At 70.0% G+C, this 18,490-nt stretch carries 16 protein-coding genes; 10 read left to right on the forward strand and 6 right to left on the reverse strand.

Going from position 1 to position 18,490, the window contains the following annotated elements; genetic code table 11:
* The first annotated feature begins 7 nt into the window (after nucleotides 1–7).
* From SLW55_RS14310 to SLW55_RS14330, 5 genes are all read left to right on the forward strand, one after another.
* On the forward strand, nucleotides 8–841 hold the full coding sequence (locus SLW55_RS14310) for an SPOR domain-containing protein (RefSeq protein WP_152181185.1): 834 nt from the start codon (nucleotides 8–10) through the stop codon (nucleotides 839–841).
* A 379-nt stretch (nucleotides 842–1,220) separates the two neighbouring features.
* Entirely contained in the window at nucleotides 1,221–1,976 is a 756-nt protein-coding gene (locus SLW55_RS14315) for an SDR family NAD(P)-dependent oxidoreductase (protein WP_010341843.1), read from the forward strand.
* Nucleotides 1,977–2,226: 250 nt separating this feature from the next.
* Nucleotides 2,227–4,278: a TonB-dependent receptor gene (locus SLW55_RS14320; RefSeq protein WP_320745331.1), complete on the forward strand. Its 2,052-nt coding sequence runs from the start codon at nucleotides 2,227–2,229 to the stop codon at nucleotides 4,276–4,278.
* 240 nt (nucleotides 4,279–4,518) lie between these two features.
* On the forward strand, nucleotides 4,519–6,573 hold the full coding sequence (locus SLW55_RS14325) for a TonB-dependent receptor (RefSeq protein ID WP_295965631.1): 2,055 nt from the start codon (nucleotides 4,519–4,521) through the stop codon (nucleotides 6,571–6,573).
* Between the two features lie 322 nt (nucleotides 6,574–6,895).
* Nucleotides 6,896–7,903: a pyridoxamine 5'-phosphate oxidase family protein gene (locus SLW55_RS14330; RefSeq protein WP_320745332.1), complete on the forward strand. Its 1,008-nt coding sequence runs from the start codon at nucleotides 6,896–6,898 to the stop codon at nucleotides 7,901–7,903.
* Nucleotides 7,904–7,921: 18 nt separating this feature from the next.
* Here SLW55_RS14330 and SLW55_RS14335 read toward each other — a convergent pair whose 3' ends face one another.
* From SLW55_RS14335 to SLW55_RS14345, 3 genes are read right to left on the reverse strand one after another with little or no spacing between them, the layout of a single operon-like run.
* On the reverse strand, nucleotides 7,922–8,476 hold the full coding sequence (locus SLW55_RS14335; protein ID WP_295965635.1) for a DUF4865 family protein: 555 nt from the start codon (nucleotides 8,474–8,476) through the stop codon (nucleotides 7,922–7,924).
* Entirely contained in the window at nucleotides 8,473–8,871 is a 399-nt protein-coding gene (locus SLW55_RS14340; protein WP_295965637.1) for a tautomerase family protein, read from the reverse strand. The genes SLW55_RS14335 and SLW55_RS14340 overlap by 4 nt, the downstream gene beginning before the upstream one ends.
* Nucleotides 8,871–9,221 (reverse strand): carboxymuconolactone decarboxylase family protein, encoded by a 351-nt coding sequence (locus tag SLW55_RS14345; RefSeq protein ID WP_152238799.1) that lies wholly within the window; start codon nucleotides 9,219–9,221, stop codon nucleotides 8,871–8,873. Before SLW55_RS14345 ends, SLW55_RS14340 begins: the two co-directional genes overlap by 1 nt.
* A gap of 101 nt (nucleotides 9,222–9,322) precedes the next feature.
* On the opposite strand from SLW55_RS14345, the gene SLW55_RS14350 reads away from it, so the two are divergent.
* Entirely contained in the window at nucleotides 9,323–10,231 is a 909-nt protein-coding gene (locus SLW55_RS14350) for a LysR substrate-binding domain-containing protein (protein WP_295965639.1), read from the forward strand.
* Between the two features lie 150 nt (nucleotides 10,232–10,381).
* Here the strand turns inward: SLW55_RS14350 and SLW55_RS14355 are convergent, their stop codons facing one another.
* Together SLW55_RS14355 and speA are read right to left on the reverse strand one after the other, a co-directional pair.
* Nucleotides 10,382–11,497, reverse strand: a complete 1,116-nt coding sequence (locus SLW55_RS14355; protein ID WP_295920567.1) for an acyltransferase — start codon at nucleotides 11,495–11,497, stop codon at nucleotides 10,382–10,384.
* Between the two features lie 200 nt (nucleotides 11,498–11,697).
* Nucleotides 11,698–13,587: an arginine decarboxylase gene (speA, locus tag SLW55_RS14360; RefSeq protein WP_267095599.1), complete on the reverse strand. Its 1,890-nt coding sequence runs from the start codon at nucleotides 13,585–13,587 to the stop codon at nucleotides 11,698–11,700.
* Between the two features lie 350 nt (nucleotides 13,588–13,937).
* On the opposite strand from speA, the gene speE reads away from it, so the two are divergent.
* Together speE and SLW55_RS14370 are read left to right on the forward strand one after the other, a co-directional pair.
* Nucleotides 13,938–14,789, forward strand: a complete 852-nt coding sequence (gene speE / locus SLW55_RS14365) for a polyamine aminopropyltransferase (RefSeq protein WP_017908019.1) — start codon at nucleotides 13,938–13,940, stop codon at nucleotides 14,787–14,789.
* Nucleotides 14,790–15,041: 252 nt separating this feature from the next.
* The gene (locus SLW55_RS14370) at nucleotides 15,042–15,773 is read left to right on the forward strand and encodes a hypothetical protein (protein ID WP_267100434.1); all 732 of its coding nucleotides are present in this window, start codon (nucleotides 15,042–15,044) and stop codon (nucleotides 15,771–15,773) included.
* A 162-nt stretch (nucleotides 15,774–15,935) separates the two neighbouring features.
* Here the strand turns inward: SLW55_RS14370 and SLW55_RS14375 are convergent, their stop codons facing one another.
* The gene (locus tag SLW55_RS14375) at nucleotides 15,936–16,274 is read right to left on the reverse strand and encodes a P-II family nitrogen regulator (RefSeq protein ID WP_010341856.1); all 339 of its coding nucleotides are present in this window, start codon (nucleotides 16,272–16,274) and stop codon (nucleotides 15,936–15,938) included.
* Nucleotides 16,275–16,450: 176 nt separating this feature from the next.
* Here SLW55_RS14375 and SLW55_RS14380 point away from each other — a divergent pair, with 176 nt between their 5' ends.
* Together SLW55_RS14380 and SLW55_RS14385 are read left to right on the forward strand one after the other, a co-directional pair.
* Nucleotides 16,451–16,720, forward strand: a complete 270-nt coding sequence (locus SLW55_RS14380) for an accessory factor UbiK family protein (protein ID WP_267093386.1) — start codon at nucleotides 16,451–16,453, stop codon at nucleotides 16,718–16,720.
* Between the two features lie 13 nt (nucleotides 16,721–16,733).
* Nucleotides 16,734–18,257 (forward strand): YifB family Mg chelatase-like AAA ATPase, encoded by a 1,524-nt coding sequence (locus SLW55_RS14385; protein ID WP_320745333.1) that lies wholly within the window; start codon nucleotides 16,734–16,736, stop codon nucleotides 18,255–18,257.
* Nucleotides 18,258–18,490 lie beyond the last annotated feature (233 nt).

Raw genomic sequence — 18,490 nt, forward strand, 5'->3', positions numbered from 1 at the left:
GCGGTAAATGGCAGCACGACGCGGTAAGACCCAGGCCCGGCGCAACAGCGGCAACGGCACGCCCGGGTGGGTGTGGCTGATCGCCGGCGCGGCGATCGCCGCGGTGGTGTTCCTCGGCGCGCCAGGGCTGTTCAAGAAGGACGGCGACTTCCTGCGCGTGGGCGGCCCGCGCGCCAATCCGGATGCGCAACCGGCGCCGGTGGCCGATGCCGACGTCGATGCGGCCCCGGACCTGCCCAAGCCCGCCGCCAACGCGGCCGGCAGCACCAAGCCGGAAGCGAAGAAGGACGCGCAGACCCAGTACGACTTCTACACCCTGCTGCCCGGCAAGGAAGTGCAGATGTCCGACGCCGAACTGGCCGCCAGCGCGCGCGCCGAGGCCATTCGCCAGGCCAAGGCGCAGGCCGCTGCAGGCACGGCCGCCACCGGCACCACTCCGGCCGCGGTCGCCACCGCGCCGACCGCGACGGCGGCCAACCCGACCCCGCTGCCGGAGACGCCGAGCGCGGCCGCCAGCGCCCCCGCCGCCGCCAAACCGGCGGCCACCACGGCAACGCCGGCCGCGACCACCGCACCGGCGACTGCCGCGGCGGCGGCCGCGCCCGACAACGCGCGCTACATCCTGCAGGCCGGCTCGTTCGGCGCCTCCGGCGATGCCGAGTCGACCAAGGCCAAGCTGGCGATGCTGGGCCTGTCGGCGCGCGTGGAATCGGCGCAGATCAGCGGCAAGACCGTCTATCGCGTGCGCATGGGGCCGTACGGCACCGCCAGCGAACTGGCCGAGGCCAAGCAGAAGTTGAACGGCAGCGGGCTGTCGGCGATCGCGATCAAGGCGCAGTGAGGCTGGGATTGGGGAATCGGGATTGGGGAATGGGTGAAGCGGCTTTCTTGCCGTTTTCACCTGTACGTGCGCGCATGGGTTGTCGCTGCTGACATTGGGCCGCGTTGGCTTGATATGACGTTGCAGTTCCACGGCAGCGTGCTGCCGGCGACTACGCAAAAGAATTAGCAGCCAGGGAATCTGGAATGGGGAGGCGAGCACGTCCCGTTCCGCGCGACGAGGCCTGAAGACGCTTCGGATCCACGCGCTGTCGCGCCGCGCTGGCCCGTCTCAATCATCGAAGCCGACTTCCCCCACGGGCACACGCGCTGTCGACGCGCGCGACCGGGTTTTGCTTTTACCATTCCCGATTCCCCCCTCCCCATTCCCGGCTCCCCCAATGACCCAGACTGCCCTGATCACCGGCGCCACCTCCGGTTTCGGCGCTGCCGCCGTGCGCCGCTTCGTCGATGCAGGCTGGCGCGTGATCGCCACCGGCCGCCGCGCCGAGCGCCTGCAGCCGCTGCTGGACGCCTTCGGCGCCGAGCGCGTGCACATCGCCGCCTTCGACATCCGCGACACCGACGCGCTGGACGCGATGCTGGCGGCGCTGCCCGAGGCGTTCCGCGGCATCGACCTGCTGGTCAACAACGCCGGCCTGGCCCAGGGCACCGCGCCGGCGCAGGCCGCGCAACTGGACGACTGGCGCACGATGATCGACACCAACGTCACCGCGCTGGTGACGCTGACCCATCGCCTGCTGCCGACGCTGATCCAGCGCCGCGGCGCGATCATCAACATCAGCTCGGTCGCCGCGCTGTATCCCTACCCCGGCGGCAACACCTACGGTGGCACCAAGGCCTTCGTCAGCCAGTTCTCGCTGGGCCTGCGCTCGGATCTGCATGGCACCGGCGTGCGCGTCACCGCGATCGAACCCGGCATGGCCGAGACCGAGTTCACCCTGGTCCGCACCCATGGCGACCAGAAGGCCTCGGACACGCTCTACCAGGGTGCGCAGCCGATGACCGCCGAGGACATCGCCGAACAGATCTTCTGGGTGGCGACGCTGCCGCCGCATCTGAACATCAATCGATTGGAAATCATGCCGGTGACGCAGTCCTTCGCCGGCTTCCAGGTCGCGCGGCAACCGGCCTGAACGGCCGCGGGGCCGCTCCGCGCGCCCCGCCACGTCCCGTCTCGCGCGCGCCCATGCGGCGAAGGCCCTCTGCCGCACGGTCGGGACGGACGCTTGTCGCGCCGGCCTGCTGGCGATTCCGACAACTTTTTAACGAAATGATATAACATCACTCAATCGGAGCCGCGTTCGTACGTCGGACCGCGCACCACCCGCTCGACCGCAGCCCAGCCGCTGCCGCCAGTCTCCACTCCCCTTGTCCGCAGCCATCATGAAGACCTACACCCATGCCCTCGCCGTGCTGGCCGGGCTCGCGGCCGGCGACGGCGCCGCGCAGACGACACCCGACACCACCACCACGCTCGGCACCGTGGAAGCGCGGCGCCACAGCGCCGCCTCGCTGTCCACGCGCAACATCCTCAGCTCGGTCGACGTGCTCGGCAGCGAGCAGATCGCCGACAAGCAGGTCATGAACAGCTGGGAGTTGCTGGGGCAGATGCCCGGCATGCAGCTCACCGAAACCCGGCAGGGTGCCGAGTCCGGCAAGGTCACCTTCCGCGCTTTCAACGGCGAGGGCTACATCAACGGCATCAAGGTGCTGATCGACGGCGTGCCGAGCAACGTCAACAGCGGCAACCAACGCTTCATCGACATGATCTTCCCGCTGGAGATCGCCTACATCGAGGTGGTGCGCGGCACCAACGATCCGCGTTACGGCCTGCACAACATCGGCGGCAACTTCAACATCGCCACCCGCCAGGGCGGCGACTACCAGGACCTGCGGCTGAGCTACGGCAGTTTCGCCACCCGCGAACTGCAGTACGCCGTCGGCCATGAGGCCGATGGCCTGGCGCAGAACTATTTCGTCGGCGCGCAGGCCGCGCATGGCTATCGCCAGCACGACAGTTCGCGCAAGTACACGCTCGGCGGCAAATGGTTCTACGGCGAAGACGACGATGCCGCACGCATCGGTCTGATCGCACGCGCCTACCACCACGAGGCCGACGAATCGGGCTTCCTCACCGCCACCGAGTTGGCCGAGGACCGCGACCAGTCGCCGCCGAAGAACGCCAACGACGGCGACGACCGCGACATGCGCCAGGCCAGCGTGCACGCCGACTTCAAGCTCGGCGGCGGCTTGCAATTGCGCAACACCCTGTACCTCAACCGTTACCAGGACGACCGCCGGATCACCTTCACCCGCTATCCGCTGGGCAACGCGCCACGGCAGCGTCGGCAATGGGACGAAACCCAGACCGGATTGCTCAGCACCGTCACCTGGCAGGCCAGCGATCTGCTGAGCATGGAAGGCGGCTTCAACGCCGAGCACCAGGACAACCGTTACCGGCGCTCGCGCTACACCTACAGCGTGCCGACCGATTTCGACCGTGCGCCGGCACGCGTGCAGAACAACGACCGCTACAGCCTGGATAACCTCGGCCTGTACCTGCAGGCAGTGATCCAACCGAGCGATGCGCTGAAGATCGTCCCGGCATTCCGCGTGGACCGCTTCTCCGGCGAGACCGCCCTGCCCGGCGGCGTGCATGCGCCGCTGCAGCGCTACGGCTGGATCGACCAGCCCAAGCTCAGCGTGATCTACGCGCTGACCCCGCACTTGAGCGTGTACGCCAACTGGGGCCGCACCTTCCAGATCCTCACCGGCTCGACCGCCCCGGCCTACCTGACGCCCGGGCAGAGCACGTTCCGGCCCTCGATCAATACCGGCAAGGAGCTGGGCCTGAAACTGCAGCCGGTCGCCGGCACCGAGGCGCGCGTGGCGGTCTGGCGCCAGGATGCCACCGACGAAGTGGCCAACATGCCCAGCACCGGCACCACGGTCGGGCTCGGCCAGACCCGCCGGCAGGGCGTGGACCTGCAACTGAGCACGCAACTGGGCGAGCGCTGGACGCTGTGGCTGTCGCACGCGATCCAGGAAGCCAAGGTGGTCAGCGCCTTTACCGCGAGCGGCGAGTCGCTGCGCGGACGCGAGGTGTTCTCCACCCCGCGCTACATCAGCAACGCCGGCGTCGACTACCGGCCAGATGCACGCTGGAAGCTGGGGCTGCAGGCGCGCGCGCAAGGCGACTACTACATCGACGAACGCAATACCCAGGGCAAGTACGGCGGCTTCCGCGTGGTCGATGCCAGCGTGCGCTACCAGCTCAGCCCGCGCACCAGCCTCGACCTGCAGGTCAAGAATCTCACCGACGCCCGCTACGCCTACGTCTGGTACGACAACTTCTTCTGGGGCGGCAACGACCAGCCGATGTTCTCGCCGGCGCCCGGACGCGCGGCCTATCTCGGCTTCGAACTGCGCCTGTAGCCATTGCCGACGTCGGCGCGGTCCGCTGCGGCCGCGCCTCTGCCTCCCCGGTGCCGTCCGGGGCACGCAGGTGCCATGGCGCGGTTGCCTGCGTGGCGCAGACAACCGCGCGATTTTCCCCGCGAAATCGCATAACATCGCCTTCACGGAGCGAGGTACGCCCAGCGTACCGAACAAGCAAGCCCCGCAACCTCGCCGTTGCCGCCAGCCCTCCGCTGTCCCCACTTGCTTGCAGACCCCATGAAGATCGACTCCCTTGCCCTGGCCGTGCTGGCCGGGCTTGCCGCCGGCCATGCCGCCGCGCAGACCCTCACCTCCGAGACCACCACCACCCTGGGTACCGTGGAGGCGCGGCGCGAGACCGCCGCCTCGCTGTCCACCCGCAACATCCTCAGTTCGGTCGACGTGCTCGGCAGCGAGCAGATCGGCGACAAGCAGGTCATGAACGGCTGGGAGTTGCTGGGCATGATGCCCGGCGTGCAGCTCACCGAGATCCGCCAGGGCGCCGAATCCGGCAAGGCCACCTTCCGCGCCTTCAACGGCGAGGGCTACCTCAACGGCATCAAGATCCTGATCGATGGCGTGCCCAGCGATGCCAACAGCGGCAACCAGCGCTTCACCGACATGATCTTCCCGTTGGAGATCGCCTACATCGAAGTGGTCCGTGGCACCAACGACCCGCGCTACGGCCTGCACAACATCGGCGGCAACCTCAACATCGCCACGCGCCAGGGCGGCGACTACCAGGACCTGCGGCTGAGTTACGGCAGCTTCGCCACGCGCGCACTGCAGTACGCCGTCGGCCATGAGGCCGGTGGCCTGGCGCAGAACTATTTCGTCGGCGCCCAGGCCACGCAGGGCGAGCGCGCGCACGACAGCGCGCGCAAGTACACGCTCGGCGGCAAGTGGTTCTACGGCGACGACGACGACACCGCGCGCATCGGCCTGATCGCCCGCGCCTACCATCTGAAGGCCGATGCGCCCGGCTTCCTCACCGCCGCGCAATGGGACGACGACCGCGACCAGTCGCCGCCACAGAATGCCAACGACGGCGGCGAGCGCACCCTGCGCCAGGCCAGCGTGCATGCCGACTTCAAGCTCGGCGACGGTGTGCAGCTGCGCAACACGCTGTACGTCAACCGCTACGACGAGGAGCGCCGCGTCACCTTCACCCCCTACCCGATCGGCAACGCACCGCGGCAGCGCCGGCAATGGGACGAAACCCAGACCGGCCTGCTCAGCACCGTCACCTGGCAGGCCAGCGACCTGCTGAGCGTGGAAGGCGGCCTCAACGCCGAGCACCAGAACAACCGCTATCGCCGCTACCGCTATGCCTACGCGGTGCCGACCGATTTCTGGAGCGCGCCGGCGCGCGTGCAGAACGACGACCGCTACACGCTCGACAACTTCGGCCTGTACCTGCAGGCGGTATTGCAGCCGACCGCCGCGCTGAAGATCGTGCCGGCGTTCCGCGTCGACCGCTTTTCCGGCGACACCACGCTGCCCGGCGGCGTGCACGCGCCGCTGCAGCGCTACGGCTGGATCGACCAGCCCAAGCTCAGCGTGATCTACGCGCTGACGCCGCAGCTGAGCGTGTACGCCAACTGGGGCCGCACCTTCCAGATCCTCACCGGCTCCACCGCGCCGGCCTACCTGACGCCGGGCCAGCCCGGCGTGCGGCCGTCGATCAACACCGGCAAGGAACTGGGCCTGAAACTGCAGCCGGCCGCCGGTACCGAGGCGCGGGTGGCGGTCTGGCGCCAGGACGCCACCGACGAGGTGGCCAACAACGTCAGCTCCGGCACCACCGTGGGCCTGGGCCAGACCCGGCGCCAGGGCGTGGACCTGCAACTGAGCACGCAACTGGGCGAGCACTGGACGCTGTGGCTGTCGCAGGCGCTGCAGGAGGCCAAGGTGGTCAGCGCCTACAACGCCTCGGGCGAATCGCTGCGCGGCCGCGAGGTGTTCTCGGTGCCGCGCTACATCAGCAACGCCGGCGTCGACTACCGGCCCGATGCGCGCTGGACCTTGGGCGTGCAGGCGCGCGCGCAAGGCGACTACTACATCGACGAGCGCAATGCGCAGGGCAAGTACGGCGGCTTCCGCGTGGTCGATGCCAGCGTGCGCTATCAGCTCGGTCCGCGCACCAGCCTCGACCTGCAGGTCAAGAACCTCACCGACGCTCGCTACGCCTACGTCTGGTACGACAGCTTCTTCTGGGGTGGCAACAATCAGGCGATGTTCTCGCCAGCGCCCGGGCGTTCGGCCTATCTCGGGTTCGAACTGCGGCTGTAGGGCACCTCGCATCACCTGCATCCGCCACAGCGTGCCGCGCAGGAGCGGCTTCAGCCGCGACGGGCTTCACCGGGAACGCCCCTGTCGCGGCTGAAGCCGCTCCTGCGGGACACGTCCCCGGGGAGATGAGAGGTGCCCGGTCACGGTGTTGCCTGGCCAAGGACGACCGTAAGCCGCCGGACGCGGCGTCCGCCGCGCTGTGGTACGGTTCCAGGCGTCGCCAGCCTTCGCGCAAGCCTCCCGCTCGTTCACAGGAGTGCTTTGCGATGATCTCTCCCGCTTCGCTCGACCACGGCGTCTTCCGCTTCCGGGAGACATCGCCATGACCGACTTCGTCACCGATGCGGCGCAGCTGCAGGACTGCGTGGGCCACCTGCCCGGTCCGCGCGACCTGAAGGTGATCGACCACCTGGACGCGCATGCGCTGCGCTGGCTGGCCGCCAGCCCCTTGCTGTTCGCCGGCGTCGCCGGCCAGCGCCTGGCATTGAGTGCGGGCAGCGGTGCACCCGGCTTCGCGCGCGGCGATACGCCGCATTTGCTGTCGATCCCGCTGCAGGCACTGGACACCGCCCACGCGCACGTCGGCGCCGGCTTCGGTTCGCTGTTCCTGGTGCCCGGATTAGGCGAAACCCTGCGGGTCAATGGCCGCATCGCCGGCGACGACGGCACGCGCGTGTTCGTTGCCGTCGAGGAATGCTATCTGCACTGCGCCAAGGCCCTGCTGCGTGCCGACTGGTGGCACGCGGAGGCGCAGACCGACACCACGCCACCGGAGACGCCGGAAGGATTGCTCGCCAGTTGCCGACTGCTGATCCTGGCCACCGCCGATGCCGAGGGCCGCGTCGATGTCAGTCCGCGCGGGGATCGCGCCGGGGCCTTGCTGCAAGCCCACCGCGACGCCTGGTGGTTCGCCGACCGGCCGGGCAATCGCCGCGTCGACAGCCTGGGCAACCTGCTGGCGCGGCCGCAGCTCGCGCTGCTGGCACTGCGCCCCGGCAGCGCGCGCTGCGTGTGCATCGAGGGGCTCGCCCGCCCCAGCACCGACGAGGCGATCCGCAACGCGCTCGCCGTCGATGGACGCGTTCCGCATCTGGCGGTGCGGGTGCTGCCGGCGCTCATGGAGGAGACGCACAGCCGCGCGCTCGGTCGTTTCGACCGTTGGCCGCCCGCCGCCATCGCACACGACCTGGACCCGCCGACGATCTTCCGCGACCACGTCCGGCTCAGCGGCGCGCGCGGCGCCCAGGCCACGCTGATGCGCGCGGCGGTCTCGGTGCCCGGCGTGGTGCGCAAAGGGCTGCAGGCCGACTACAAGAAGAACATGTACTGAGCATCCAACGCCACCGGCTCACCCGGCGGCGTCGGTCACGCCGGGCACGCTGAGGTGATGCACGGCATAGCAGTGCGCGGCGGCGTCTTCCGGCGGCAGATCGCGCCACAGATGAAAACGCAGCCGCGTCCATCCCTGCGGTTCGTAGCCGCACACCGTGGCCAGCACGCGTTCGTCAGGCACGTCCATGTCGGCGGTGTCGTTTCCGCAGGCAGGCGATGGCGCCGGAAGCGCGCGGGTGGCGTAGCGCGCCGAGCGCAGCGCCGCGGACGTCCACGCCGTACCGACCATCCACGCCTGCACGGTCGGGCGTTCGAAGGCCTCGCACAGCGCGGCGAACGCGGGGCCGGCGAGGAACGCGTGCATCGCCGCCGCATCGCGCCACAGATAGAACGGCGCATACAGGTTCTGCCGGCCGGGCAGCAGCGGATCGCTGCGATCGGCGACCAGGTAGGCCTTGAACTGCAGCCCCGGCAGCGTGTCGAGCAACGGGCCTTTGTCGGCGATGCGGCGGCGGATGATCGCCATGTCGTAGTCCGCCGGCAACGCGATGCTGTATTGCATGGCGATCATGCAGGCACTCCGCGGGCCGTGATACCGGCGCGGCCGCCGCCGAACGACCAGTCCTGCGCCGCGGTGGTGACGATGGTGACCATCACGTCCTCCGGGGCGATCCCCGGCGCGATCGCCAGCAATTCGACCAGGCGCCGGTAGAACGCCTGCTTGCAGGCGTTGCTGCGTTCGCGGCCGGCGGTGATGGCGATGAGCACGAAGCCATCCGAGCGCGGCCCGCCCAAGTAGTGACGGTCGAACACCAATTCGTCCGGGTCGTGCTGGTGGATGACCTGGAAGCAGTCGCCAGCCGGCACGTCGAAGGCCTCGTGCATGGCCTGGTAGAGGCTGGCCGACAGCGCGCGCAGGTAGGCAGGCGGATGACCGCGCAGTAGCGAGATGCGGGCGTACGGCATCAGCGCATCTCCGTCATGGCCGGCCGCGCCGCGGCAGCGGTGCGCAGCAACGGCAGCGCGGACGCCGCACACGGCCAGCCGGCGTAGAACGCCAGGTGGGTGATGGCCTCGGCCAGGGTGTCGCGGTCCAGACCGTTGTCCAGTGCGCGCGCCAGGTGCAGCGGCAACTGCTCCAGTCGCGACAGGGCTACCAGTGCCGCCACCGTGACCAGGCTGCGCTCGCGCGGCGACAGCCCAGGGCGCTGCCACACCTCGGCGAACAGCACCTCGTCGGTGAGGCGGGCGAAGGCCGGCGCGATGTCGCCGAACGCGGCCTGCGGGGAAGGAAACGGCGTGGATGGGTCGGACATCGGAAGGTCTCGCAGGGGGAACGGGCACAGCCTAGTCGCGCACAACCTTTCGAAAAATCGGAAAATATCGAAACGACCGTCCGGAAAATCAGGATCGAACGATGCGCCCCATCACCTTCGACCTCGACGCGCTGCGCAGCTTCGTCGCCGGCGTGGAGTTGGGCAGCTTCGCCAGGGCGGCCGAGCGCCGCGGGCGTTCCACCTCGGCAATCAGCGCACAGCTGAAGAAGCTGGAGGAGCAGGCCGGGCAGCCGGTGCTGCGCCGCCAGGGCCGCGGCCTGGCCCTGACCGAGGCCGGCGAAGCCTTGCTGGGCTACGCGCGGCGGCTGCTCGAGCTCAACGACGAGGCGGTCGTGGCCCTGCAGGACACGGCGCTGCAAGGCTGGGTGCGGCTGGGGCTGCAGGAGGACTTCGGCGAGCACATGCTGCCGGACGTGCTCGGGCGTTTCGCCCGCGCCCACCCGCAGGTGCGGATCGAAGCGCGCATCGCCCGCCACCAGGAACTGCTGGCGCGGGTGGAGGCCGGGCAACTGGATCTGGCCCTGGCCTGGGACTCCGGCGCGGCCTCGGCGCATCGGCAGGCGCAAGCGGCGTGGCCGCTGCGCTGGATCGCCGCAGGCGGCCGCAGCGCGCCGGACGTGGCCGACTGGAGCGGCGCGGCGCCATTGCCATTGGTGATGCTGGAAGCCCCCTGCCTGCTGCGCACGGCCGCGACCACCGCACTGGACCGCGCCGGCATCCCATGGCGCATCGCCTTCACCAGCGCCAGCCTCGGCGGCGTATGGGCGGCGGTCCGCGCCGGATTGGGCATCACCCTGCGCACCCCGGCCGGGGTGCCGGCCGGACTGACCCTGCTCCCGCCCGGCGCCGGCGGCCTGCCCGCGTTGCCGGCGCTAGGGCTGAGCCTGCATCGCGCGGTCGCCGTGCCGCCGCCGGCGGTGGCGCGGCTGGCGGAGATCCTGCAACAGCGCCTGCAGGCGGCGCATGCAGCGCTGGTCGGGGATGGCTGAGACGTCCCGCGCGCTTACCTGCCGCCCTTGCAGGGCATCCTCCTGGCGATCAGGACGCCGGCGAGCATGTGGCGCCGCCGCTGGCCACGGTCTTGAAGGATTGCCATCGCTCTTCACCGGGACGTGCCGCGCGGATCGGAAACCGTGCGTTCAACCATGCGCGGTCGCGACAGCCGCGGCGCTGCGCCGCTCGCGCAGGCGCAGGAACGGCCGCTCCACCGCGTAGTGCAGGACAGCCGCGAACAGCAGCGCCATGCCGGCATAGACGGCGAAGGCGAGCGGTCCACGCCCGTCCAGCAGCGCGCCGAACCACGCCTGGGTCAGATGGAACGCCGCCTTGTGGCTCAGGTACAGGCTGTAGGACACCGCGGCCAGCCAGGCCGCGCCCGGCATCCGGCAGCGCCCCAGCCATCCCTGGGTGGAGGCGCCGGCGCCGACCAGCAGCGCCAGTCCCAACGACAGCACCGGCCAGCCGATGGCATTGCCGAGCAGGCCGGTGCGGTCGCGGAACAGCCACATCGCCAGCGCACAGACCACGATGCCGGCAAGCGCCACGACGCTGGCGTTACGCTGCAGCCGCTGCCAGTGCTGCGGCCGGAAGGTCTTCAGCACTGCCAACGCCACCCCCGCCAGCAGGCCGTCCAGGCGGTTCCAGGTCGGATAGTAGAGATCCTCGATGAACCAGTTGCGCTGCAGCCCGGCACCGATGCGATCCAGCGCGCTGTCGTGCATCCAGATCGCACTGCGCAGGGCGATGCCGGCCAGCACCACGGCCACGCACAGCGCCACGAAACGCGGCGCCGATGGCCGCCGCAGCATCCACGCCGCCAGCAGCGGAAACACCAGGTAGAAGTGCTCTTCCACGCACAGCGACCAGGCATGCGAGAACGCCTGCTGGTTGGCGTAGTCGATGCCCAGGTTGAGGGTGAAACTGGCGAACAGCCACCACGGCGCGATCCCGGGCGCTTCGCGGAAGCCGGGCCATGCCAGGTACAACGCCAGCACCACTGCGTACGCCGGCAGGATGCGGTAGGCGCGGCGCCGGTAGAACTCGCCGTAGCGCAGCCGCTCGCCGCGGGCCAGCGGCGCCAGCACCTGGCCCCCGATCAAAAAGCCGCTGAGCACGAAGAACAGATCCACGCCCATCCAGCCATAGCGCGACAGCCACTCCCAATCCGGGCCGAGCCCACCGACCACGAAGGAGTGGAACAACATCACCCAGACGATGGCGGTGGCGCGCAGCAGGTCGAGGCCGGGATAGCGCATCGCAGGGGGTTGGCGGTGGGGAGCGCGCAGCTTACTGGCTGCATCGCCGGTTGCGGCGGCGGGCGTGCACCGGCATCGGCGCGATCGCGCCTGGAAAGCGCGGCGGCGGCGCTAGGCGTCCCCCATGCTTACTTGCAGCGGCGTACCCTCACCCCAACCCCTCTCCCGAGGGGAGAGGGGCTTGCGTGGGTCGCGCGCTGTCAGCCCAGCGGTTCGTCCGACAAGTAGGTGTAGCCGGTCAGGCCGGCCTCGAGCGCGTCGGCCAGTTCCGTGGCCTGCGCGGCCGGCAACTGCGCGGCGGCGACGCGTTCGGCGTAGGCGGCGCGCAGGTCGTCCAGGCGGTAGCCGACGTAGTCCAGCATCACGTCGGTGGTATCGCCGCGGCGCTGCTGGGCGATGCGGTAGCCGTCGCCATCCACCGCCACTTCCACCGCGTCGGTGTCGCCGAACAGGTTGTGGATGTCGCCCAGGATCTCCTGGTAGGCGCCGACCAGGAAGAAGCCGATGCGGTAGCTTTCGCCCGGGCGCAGCGCGTGCAGCGGCAGCGAGCTGTCCAGGCTTTCGTTCTCGACGTAGGTCTTGACCATGCCGTCGGAATCGCAGGTCATGTCGCAGACCACGCCGCGCCGCGCCGGCGCCTCGTTCAGGCGCTCGATCGGCACGATTGGGAACACCTGATCGATCGCCCACACGTCGGGAATCGATTCGAACACGCTGAAGTTGACGAAGTACTTGTCGACCAGACGCTCGTTGAGCTCGTCCAGCACCGGGCGGTGGCTCTTTTCCTCGTGGCTCAGCCGCGCCCGCACGCCATGGGCGATGGCATAGAACAGGTCGTCGATGCGCGCGCGATGGGTCAGGTCGATCTGGCCCAGGGCGTAGCCGCTGAGGCCTTCGGCGTGGAAATGCTGCGCCTCCTGGAACAGTTCCACCGCCGGGCGCTGGTCCAGTTCGGCATGGATCTCGCGCAGGTGGCGGATCGCCGCCGGTTCGTCGTCGTGCGCGTCGGGCACGCGGCCTTCCGGCGCCTGTTCCACTTCGGACACGTTGGCGATCAGCACGGCGTGGTGCGCGGTCATCGCGCGCCCGCATTCGGTAACGATGCGCGGCGGCGGCAGGCCGTGCTCCTCGCAGGCGCTGGCCAGCGGCTGCACGATGTTGCTGGCGTAGGAATGCAGGCCGTAGTTGATCGAGCAGTAGCTGCGCGAGCGGGTACCTTCGTAGTCGATGCCCAGGCCGCCACCGACGTCGACGTGGCTGATCTTCGCGCCCAGCTTGGACAGCTCGACGAAATAGCGGGTGGCCTCGCGCATGCCGTTGGCGATGTCGCGCACGTTGGAGATCTGCGACCCCATGTGGAAGTGCAGCAGGTTCAGCGCGTCGGCGTATTCGGTGTCGCGCAGCGTCTTCCACAGGTCCAGCACCTGCCGCGGCGACAGCCCGAACTTGGCCTTGTCACCACCGCTGTTCTGCCACTTGCCCGCGCCCAGCGAGGCCAGGCGCATGCGCACGCCCAGTCCCGGCTTCACGTCCAGCGCGCGCGCCTCCTCCAGCACCAGCTTCAGCTCCGACGGCTTCTCGATGACGATGAAGGTCTGCAGGCCGAGCTTGCGCCCGATCAGCGCCAGGCGAATGTACTCGCGGTCCTTGTAGCCGTTGCAGACGATCAGCCCGCCCGGCCGCGACAGCGCCAGCACCGCCATCAGCTCCGGCTTGCTGCCCGCCTCCAGGCCGAAGCCCTCGCCCTGGTGGCTGGCCAGGGTGCCGGCCACGCCGCGGTGCTGGTTGACCTTGATCGGGTACACGGCGGTGTAGCCGCCGCTGTAGTCCCAGTCGGCCTGGGCCTGGGCGAAGGCGGCCTGCAGCTTGCCCAGGCGCTCGCCGAGGATGTCCGGGAAGCGCACCAGCATCGGCAGCTTGGCCCCGGCCGCGCGCGCGGCGTCCACTACCTCCGGCAGCGCGATCGCCACGCCGTCGGCGCCCTGCGGCCGCACCACCACCCGGCCGGCCGCGTCCACGTCGAAGTACCCGTCGGCCCAGTGCGGGATCGAGTAGGTCTTGCGGGCTTGGTCGAGGGACCAATCGCTCATCGTGGCGGCTCGGCTGAGGGAAAAAGGGCGTGGATTGTAACCCCTGCTACGCGTGGGGTCCGTTACAATCCGCGCCGTTCCAACGCCCTCGGCTCCTGGTGGAGCCGGGCCGGGTTCGCGGGCGCCTGGCGTGGCTTGAGTGCGCGAGGCCGCGTCCGGAGGGTGCGGCGACAGCATCGGGTAGCTCGGCTGCACGTGCTGCGCCCGACCCTCATCCGGGGAGGTGTCGTAACAGCCTCGTGTGACCTGGCTGCATGAGGCTGCGCCCGACCCTCATCCGGCGCTTCGCGCCACCTTCTCCCGGGGGGAGAAGGAAACGCTGCATTCTTTTTGCTTTCCTAGGACATTCCATGAGCGCCAACGACAACTGGTACATCGAACACTTCCAGCCCACCGGCTCGGCCATCGGCTACCGCATCACCGGCAAGCTGGACGAGGTGCAGTCGCCGTTCCAGAAGATCGAGATCTACGACACCACCGACTGGGGCAAGCTGATGGTGATCGACGGCGCGGTGATGCTGACCACGCGCGACAACTTCTTCTACCACGAGATGATCAGCCATCCGGCGCTGTTCACCCACGCCGCGCCCAAGCGCGTGGTGATCATCGGCGGTGGCGACTGCGGCACCCTGCGCGAAGTGCTCAAGCACCCGGGCGTGGAAAGCGCCACCCAGTGCGACATCGACGAGCAGGTCACGCGCATGGCCGAGAAGTACTTCCCGGAACTGTGCGACTCCAACAACGACCCGCGCGCCGAGCTGCTGTTCGACGACGGCGTGGCCTACATGGCCAACTGCCCGGCCGGCAGCGTGGACATCGTCATCGTCGACTCCACCGACCCGGTCGGCCCGGCCGAAGGCCTGTTCAACAAGGCCTTCTACGAGAGTTGCTTCAAGGCGCTGAAGGACGACGGCATCCTGGTGCAGCAGTCCGAGTCGCCGCTGGCGCTGCTGGACCTGATCAAGGAAATGCGCACGGAAATGGGCAAGGCCGGCTTCGCCAGCTTCCACACCGTGCCGTTCCCGCAGCCGTGCTACCCGACCGGCTGGTGGAGCGTGACCATGGCGCGCAAGCAGGGCGGCTTCGACTTCCGCCAGGACGACGCCGCGGCCAAGCCGTTCGCCACCCGCTACTACAGCGCGCACCTGCACACCGGCACCCAGGTGCTGCCGCCGTTCGTGGCCGAGGCGCTGGGCGGCTAAGCCCCCGGTCCTCTTCGGCATCGGCGCGCGCCTGACGTGCGCCGATGCCGCGGATCGCCGGCGCTGTCGGGGCCCTCGGTAAGGCCGGCCCCCAACGCGTGCGCATCCGAATCGACAGGCGCGCTGCATCGCGCATGGCATCGCCTCGCCGGTTGCCGCGATCGCGCGCTGTAGGCGCCAAACGATGCCGCACGCCATGGCCGGCGCGTGCGACGATGCGCCGGCCTCCATCGCACACACCGCGAGCCTGCCATGCGCTCCCAGACGACGTCGCCGTGGACCCTGTGCGCGCTGACCGCGATCGGCTTCGTCGTCGCCTGCGTCGCCCACGAAGCGGTAGGCCATGGCCTGGCCTGCCTGGGCAGCGGCGGCACCGTCCGCTGGCTCACGTCGGTGTACTTCCGCTGCCAGCCTGGGCGCCCCTTCGTCGATGCCGCCGGCCCGCTGGCGAATCTGTGCGTGGCCGCAGCCTGCATCCTGGCGGCACGCCGCCGTCGCGCGGACACGCCGCGCCTGGCGCTCGCGCTGATCGCCGCCTTCAACGGAATGTGGGGCGCCGGCTATCTGCTGTTCTCCGCGGTCACCAATGACGGCGACCTCGCCTTCGTCCTGCGCGATCTCGCCCTGCAGCCGGCCTGGGCGTGGCGGCTGGGGATGGGACTGGCCGGCGCCTGGCTGTATCTGCAGGTGCTGCGCGCCATCGCCCCGTGGCTGCCGAAAGGCAGGCCAATGCTGGTGGCCTACGCCAGTGCCGGCGCGGTGGCCTGCGCGAGCGTGCTGTTCCATGCCGGGCCGGTGCTGCCGGCACTGCGCGAGGCGGCGCAGGAAGGCCTGTTGGCACCGATCGGCCTGGTGGTCATCGCGCTGTCGCGCCGGTCGCGCGCGCCACTGCCGCTACCGTCCAGCCGCGCCACGGTCGTCGTGGCGGTGCTGGTGGTGGCGACGTTCTGGCTCACCCTCGGCCGCGGCTACGGCGGCGTCTGAGTCGGCAACTGACGCGCAGCGTGCCTGACCTATCCAACTGGCCCGCCACGCCTGTAGGGGCGGTTTCAGCCGCGACAGGTTCTATCGGGAACGCCCATCGCGGCTGAAACCGCTCCTACACGACACCATCCATGCCACGGCGATGCAGGCGCGGTGACTGCGTTACAGCGCGTCCGCGTCCAGTTCGCCGGTGCGGATCCGCACCACCGTGCCCAGGTCGTAGACGAACACCTTGCCGTCGCCGATCTTGCCGGTGGCGGCGGCCTTGACGATGGCCTCGACCACGCGCTCGACCTGGTCCTCGCTGACCGCCACTTCCAGTTTCACCTTGGGCAGGAAATCGACCACGTACTCGGCGCCGCGATACAGCTCGGTGTGGCCCTTCTGCCGGCCGAAGCCCTTGACCTCGGTGACGGTGATGCCGGCCACGCCCTGCGCGGCGAGCGCCTCGCGCACGTCGTCGAGCTTGAACGGCTTGATCACGGCCATGATCATCTTCATGCGGCGTTCTCCAATCACAATGGCGTCAGGATAGCGCGGTTGCGCGATTCCCGGCCGTCGGGTTCAATGGCCGCGCGCCCCCAACGCCGGAATTTTCCGACAGCGCGCCGCGTCCGATCCCGATGGTCCCGACCCGCCGGATACCGCAGTCTGACGCCACCTGCCGGAGCACAGCCATGATCGACCTCAACCATCTCGACGACCTCGCCCGCCGCCTCAGCGATCTGGTGCCGCCGGGCCTGCGCCAATCCCGCGACGAACTGCAGAGCACCTTCAAGAGCGCGCTGCAGGCCGGGCTGGGCAAGCTCGACCTGGTCACCCGCGAGGAATTCGAAGTGCAGCGCGCAGTGCTGCTGCGCACCCGCGAGAAGCTCGAAGCGCTGGAGCGCAGCGTCGCCGCGCTGGAAGCGGCACACAGCGGGCAGTCGCCCAGCCCCACCGCCTGATCCACCCGCCACCATGAGCCTGGCGCTGGTGCACAGCCGTGCCCGCGCGGGGGTGCTTGCGCCTCCGGTTCGGGTCGAAGTCCATCTGTCCGGCGGCCTGCCGACCACGCAGATCGTCGGCCTGCCCGAGGCGGCGGTACGCGAATCGCGCGACCGCGTCCGCGCCGCCCTGCTCTGCGCGCAGTACGAGTTCCCGGCACGGCGGATCACGGTCAACCTGGCCCCGGCCGACCTGCCCAAGGAGGGCGGCCGCTTCGACCTGCCGATCGCGCTGGGCATCCTCGCCGCCGCCGGCCAGCTCGACCCGCAGGTGCTCGGCCAGTACGAATTCCTAGGCGAACTGGCCTTGACCGGCGAACTGCGTCCGGTCGACGGCGTCCTGCCGGCCGCACTGGCCGCCGCCCAGGCTGGGCGCACCCTGATCGTCCCGGCCGACAACGGCGCCGAGGCCGCGTTGGCGCAACACGTGCAGGCCTACACCGCACGCACCCTGCTGGAAGTCTGCGGCCTGCTCAACGGCAGCAAGACCCTGCCCGCGGCCACCGCGCCGCCCACGGTCGCCGCGCCCTTTCCCGACCTGAGCGACGTGCGCGGCCAGGCGCAGGCGCGGCGCGCCCTGGAGATCGCCGCGGCCGGGCATCACCACCTGTTGCTGATCGGCAGCCCCGGCTGCGGCAAGACCCTGCTGGCCTCGCGCCTGCCCGGGATCCTGCCCGCGGCCAGCGAAGCCGAGGCACTGGAGAGCGCGGCCATCGCTTCGGTCAGCGGCCGCGGCGTGGATCCGGCACGCTGGCGGCAACGCCCCTACCGCGCACCGCACCACACCGCCAGCGCGGTGTCGCTGGTCGGCGGCGGCACTCATCCGCGCCCGGGCGAGATCTCGCTGGCGCACCACGGCGTGCTGTTCCTGGACGAACTGCCGGAGTGGAACCGGCATGCGCTGGAAGTGCTGCGCGAGCCGCTGGAATCGGGCCAGGTGACCGTGTCGCGCGCGGCGCGCAGCGCCGAGTTTCCCGCGCGCTTCCAACTGGTGGCGGCGATGAATCCCTGCCCCTGCGGCTGGGCCGGCGACCCCAGCGGTCGCTGCCGCTGCAGCGAGGACGCGGTGCGGCGATACCGCGCGCGCATCTCCGGCCCGCTGCTGGACCGCATCGACCTGCACGTGGAAGTGCCGCGGCTGCCGCCACAGGCGCTGCGCGCCGATGCGCCGCCCGGCGAAGCCAGCGCCGTCGTGCGCGAGCGCGTGGAGCAGGCGCGGCAACGCCAGCAGGCCCGCGCCGGCCGGCCCAACGGCCAGCTCGGCCACAGCGAAACCCTGCGCGACTGCCGCCTGCAGCCGCGCGACGAGGCGCTGCTGGAACAGGCCATCGAGCGCCTGCGGCTGTCGGCGCGCTCGCTGCATCGGATCCTGCGCGTGGCCCGCACCATCGCCGACCTGGACGCCAGCGAGCGCATCGCCACCGCGCACCTGACCGAAGCCATCGCGTACCGGCAACTGGATCGTGGCGAACCGGCCCCGGTGGCGCGTAGCGCCTAGGACCGCCGCCACCGCTGGTCTGTGGATCGAACGGATGCGGGCCATGTTGGAGCGCCGCCCGCACCACCTCCGACGCACTCACTCCTCTGCGAGCTTGAGCCGCAGGACGGTGGCCTGTCGTGTGGGTGCGGCTTCGGGGAACCGCCAATAACGACGGGAAGTAGTTTGCAGGAGCGGCTTCAGCCGCGACGGGGCCTTCCCGGCGAAGCCTGTCGCGGCTGACGCCGCTTCTA

This window comes from Xanthomonas sp. LF06-19 (genome assembly GCF_034105425.1).
Classification (GTDB): Bacteria; Pseudomonadota; Gammaproteobacteria; order Xanthomonadales; family Xanthomonadaceae; genus Xanthomonas_A; species Xanthomonas_A sontii.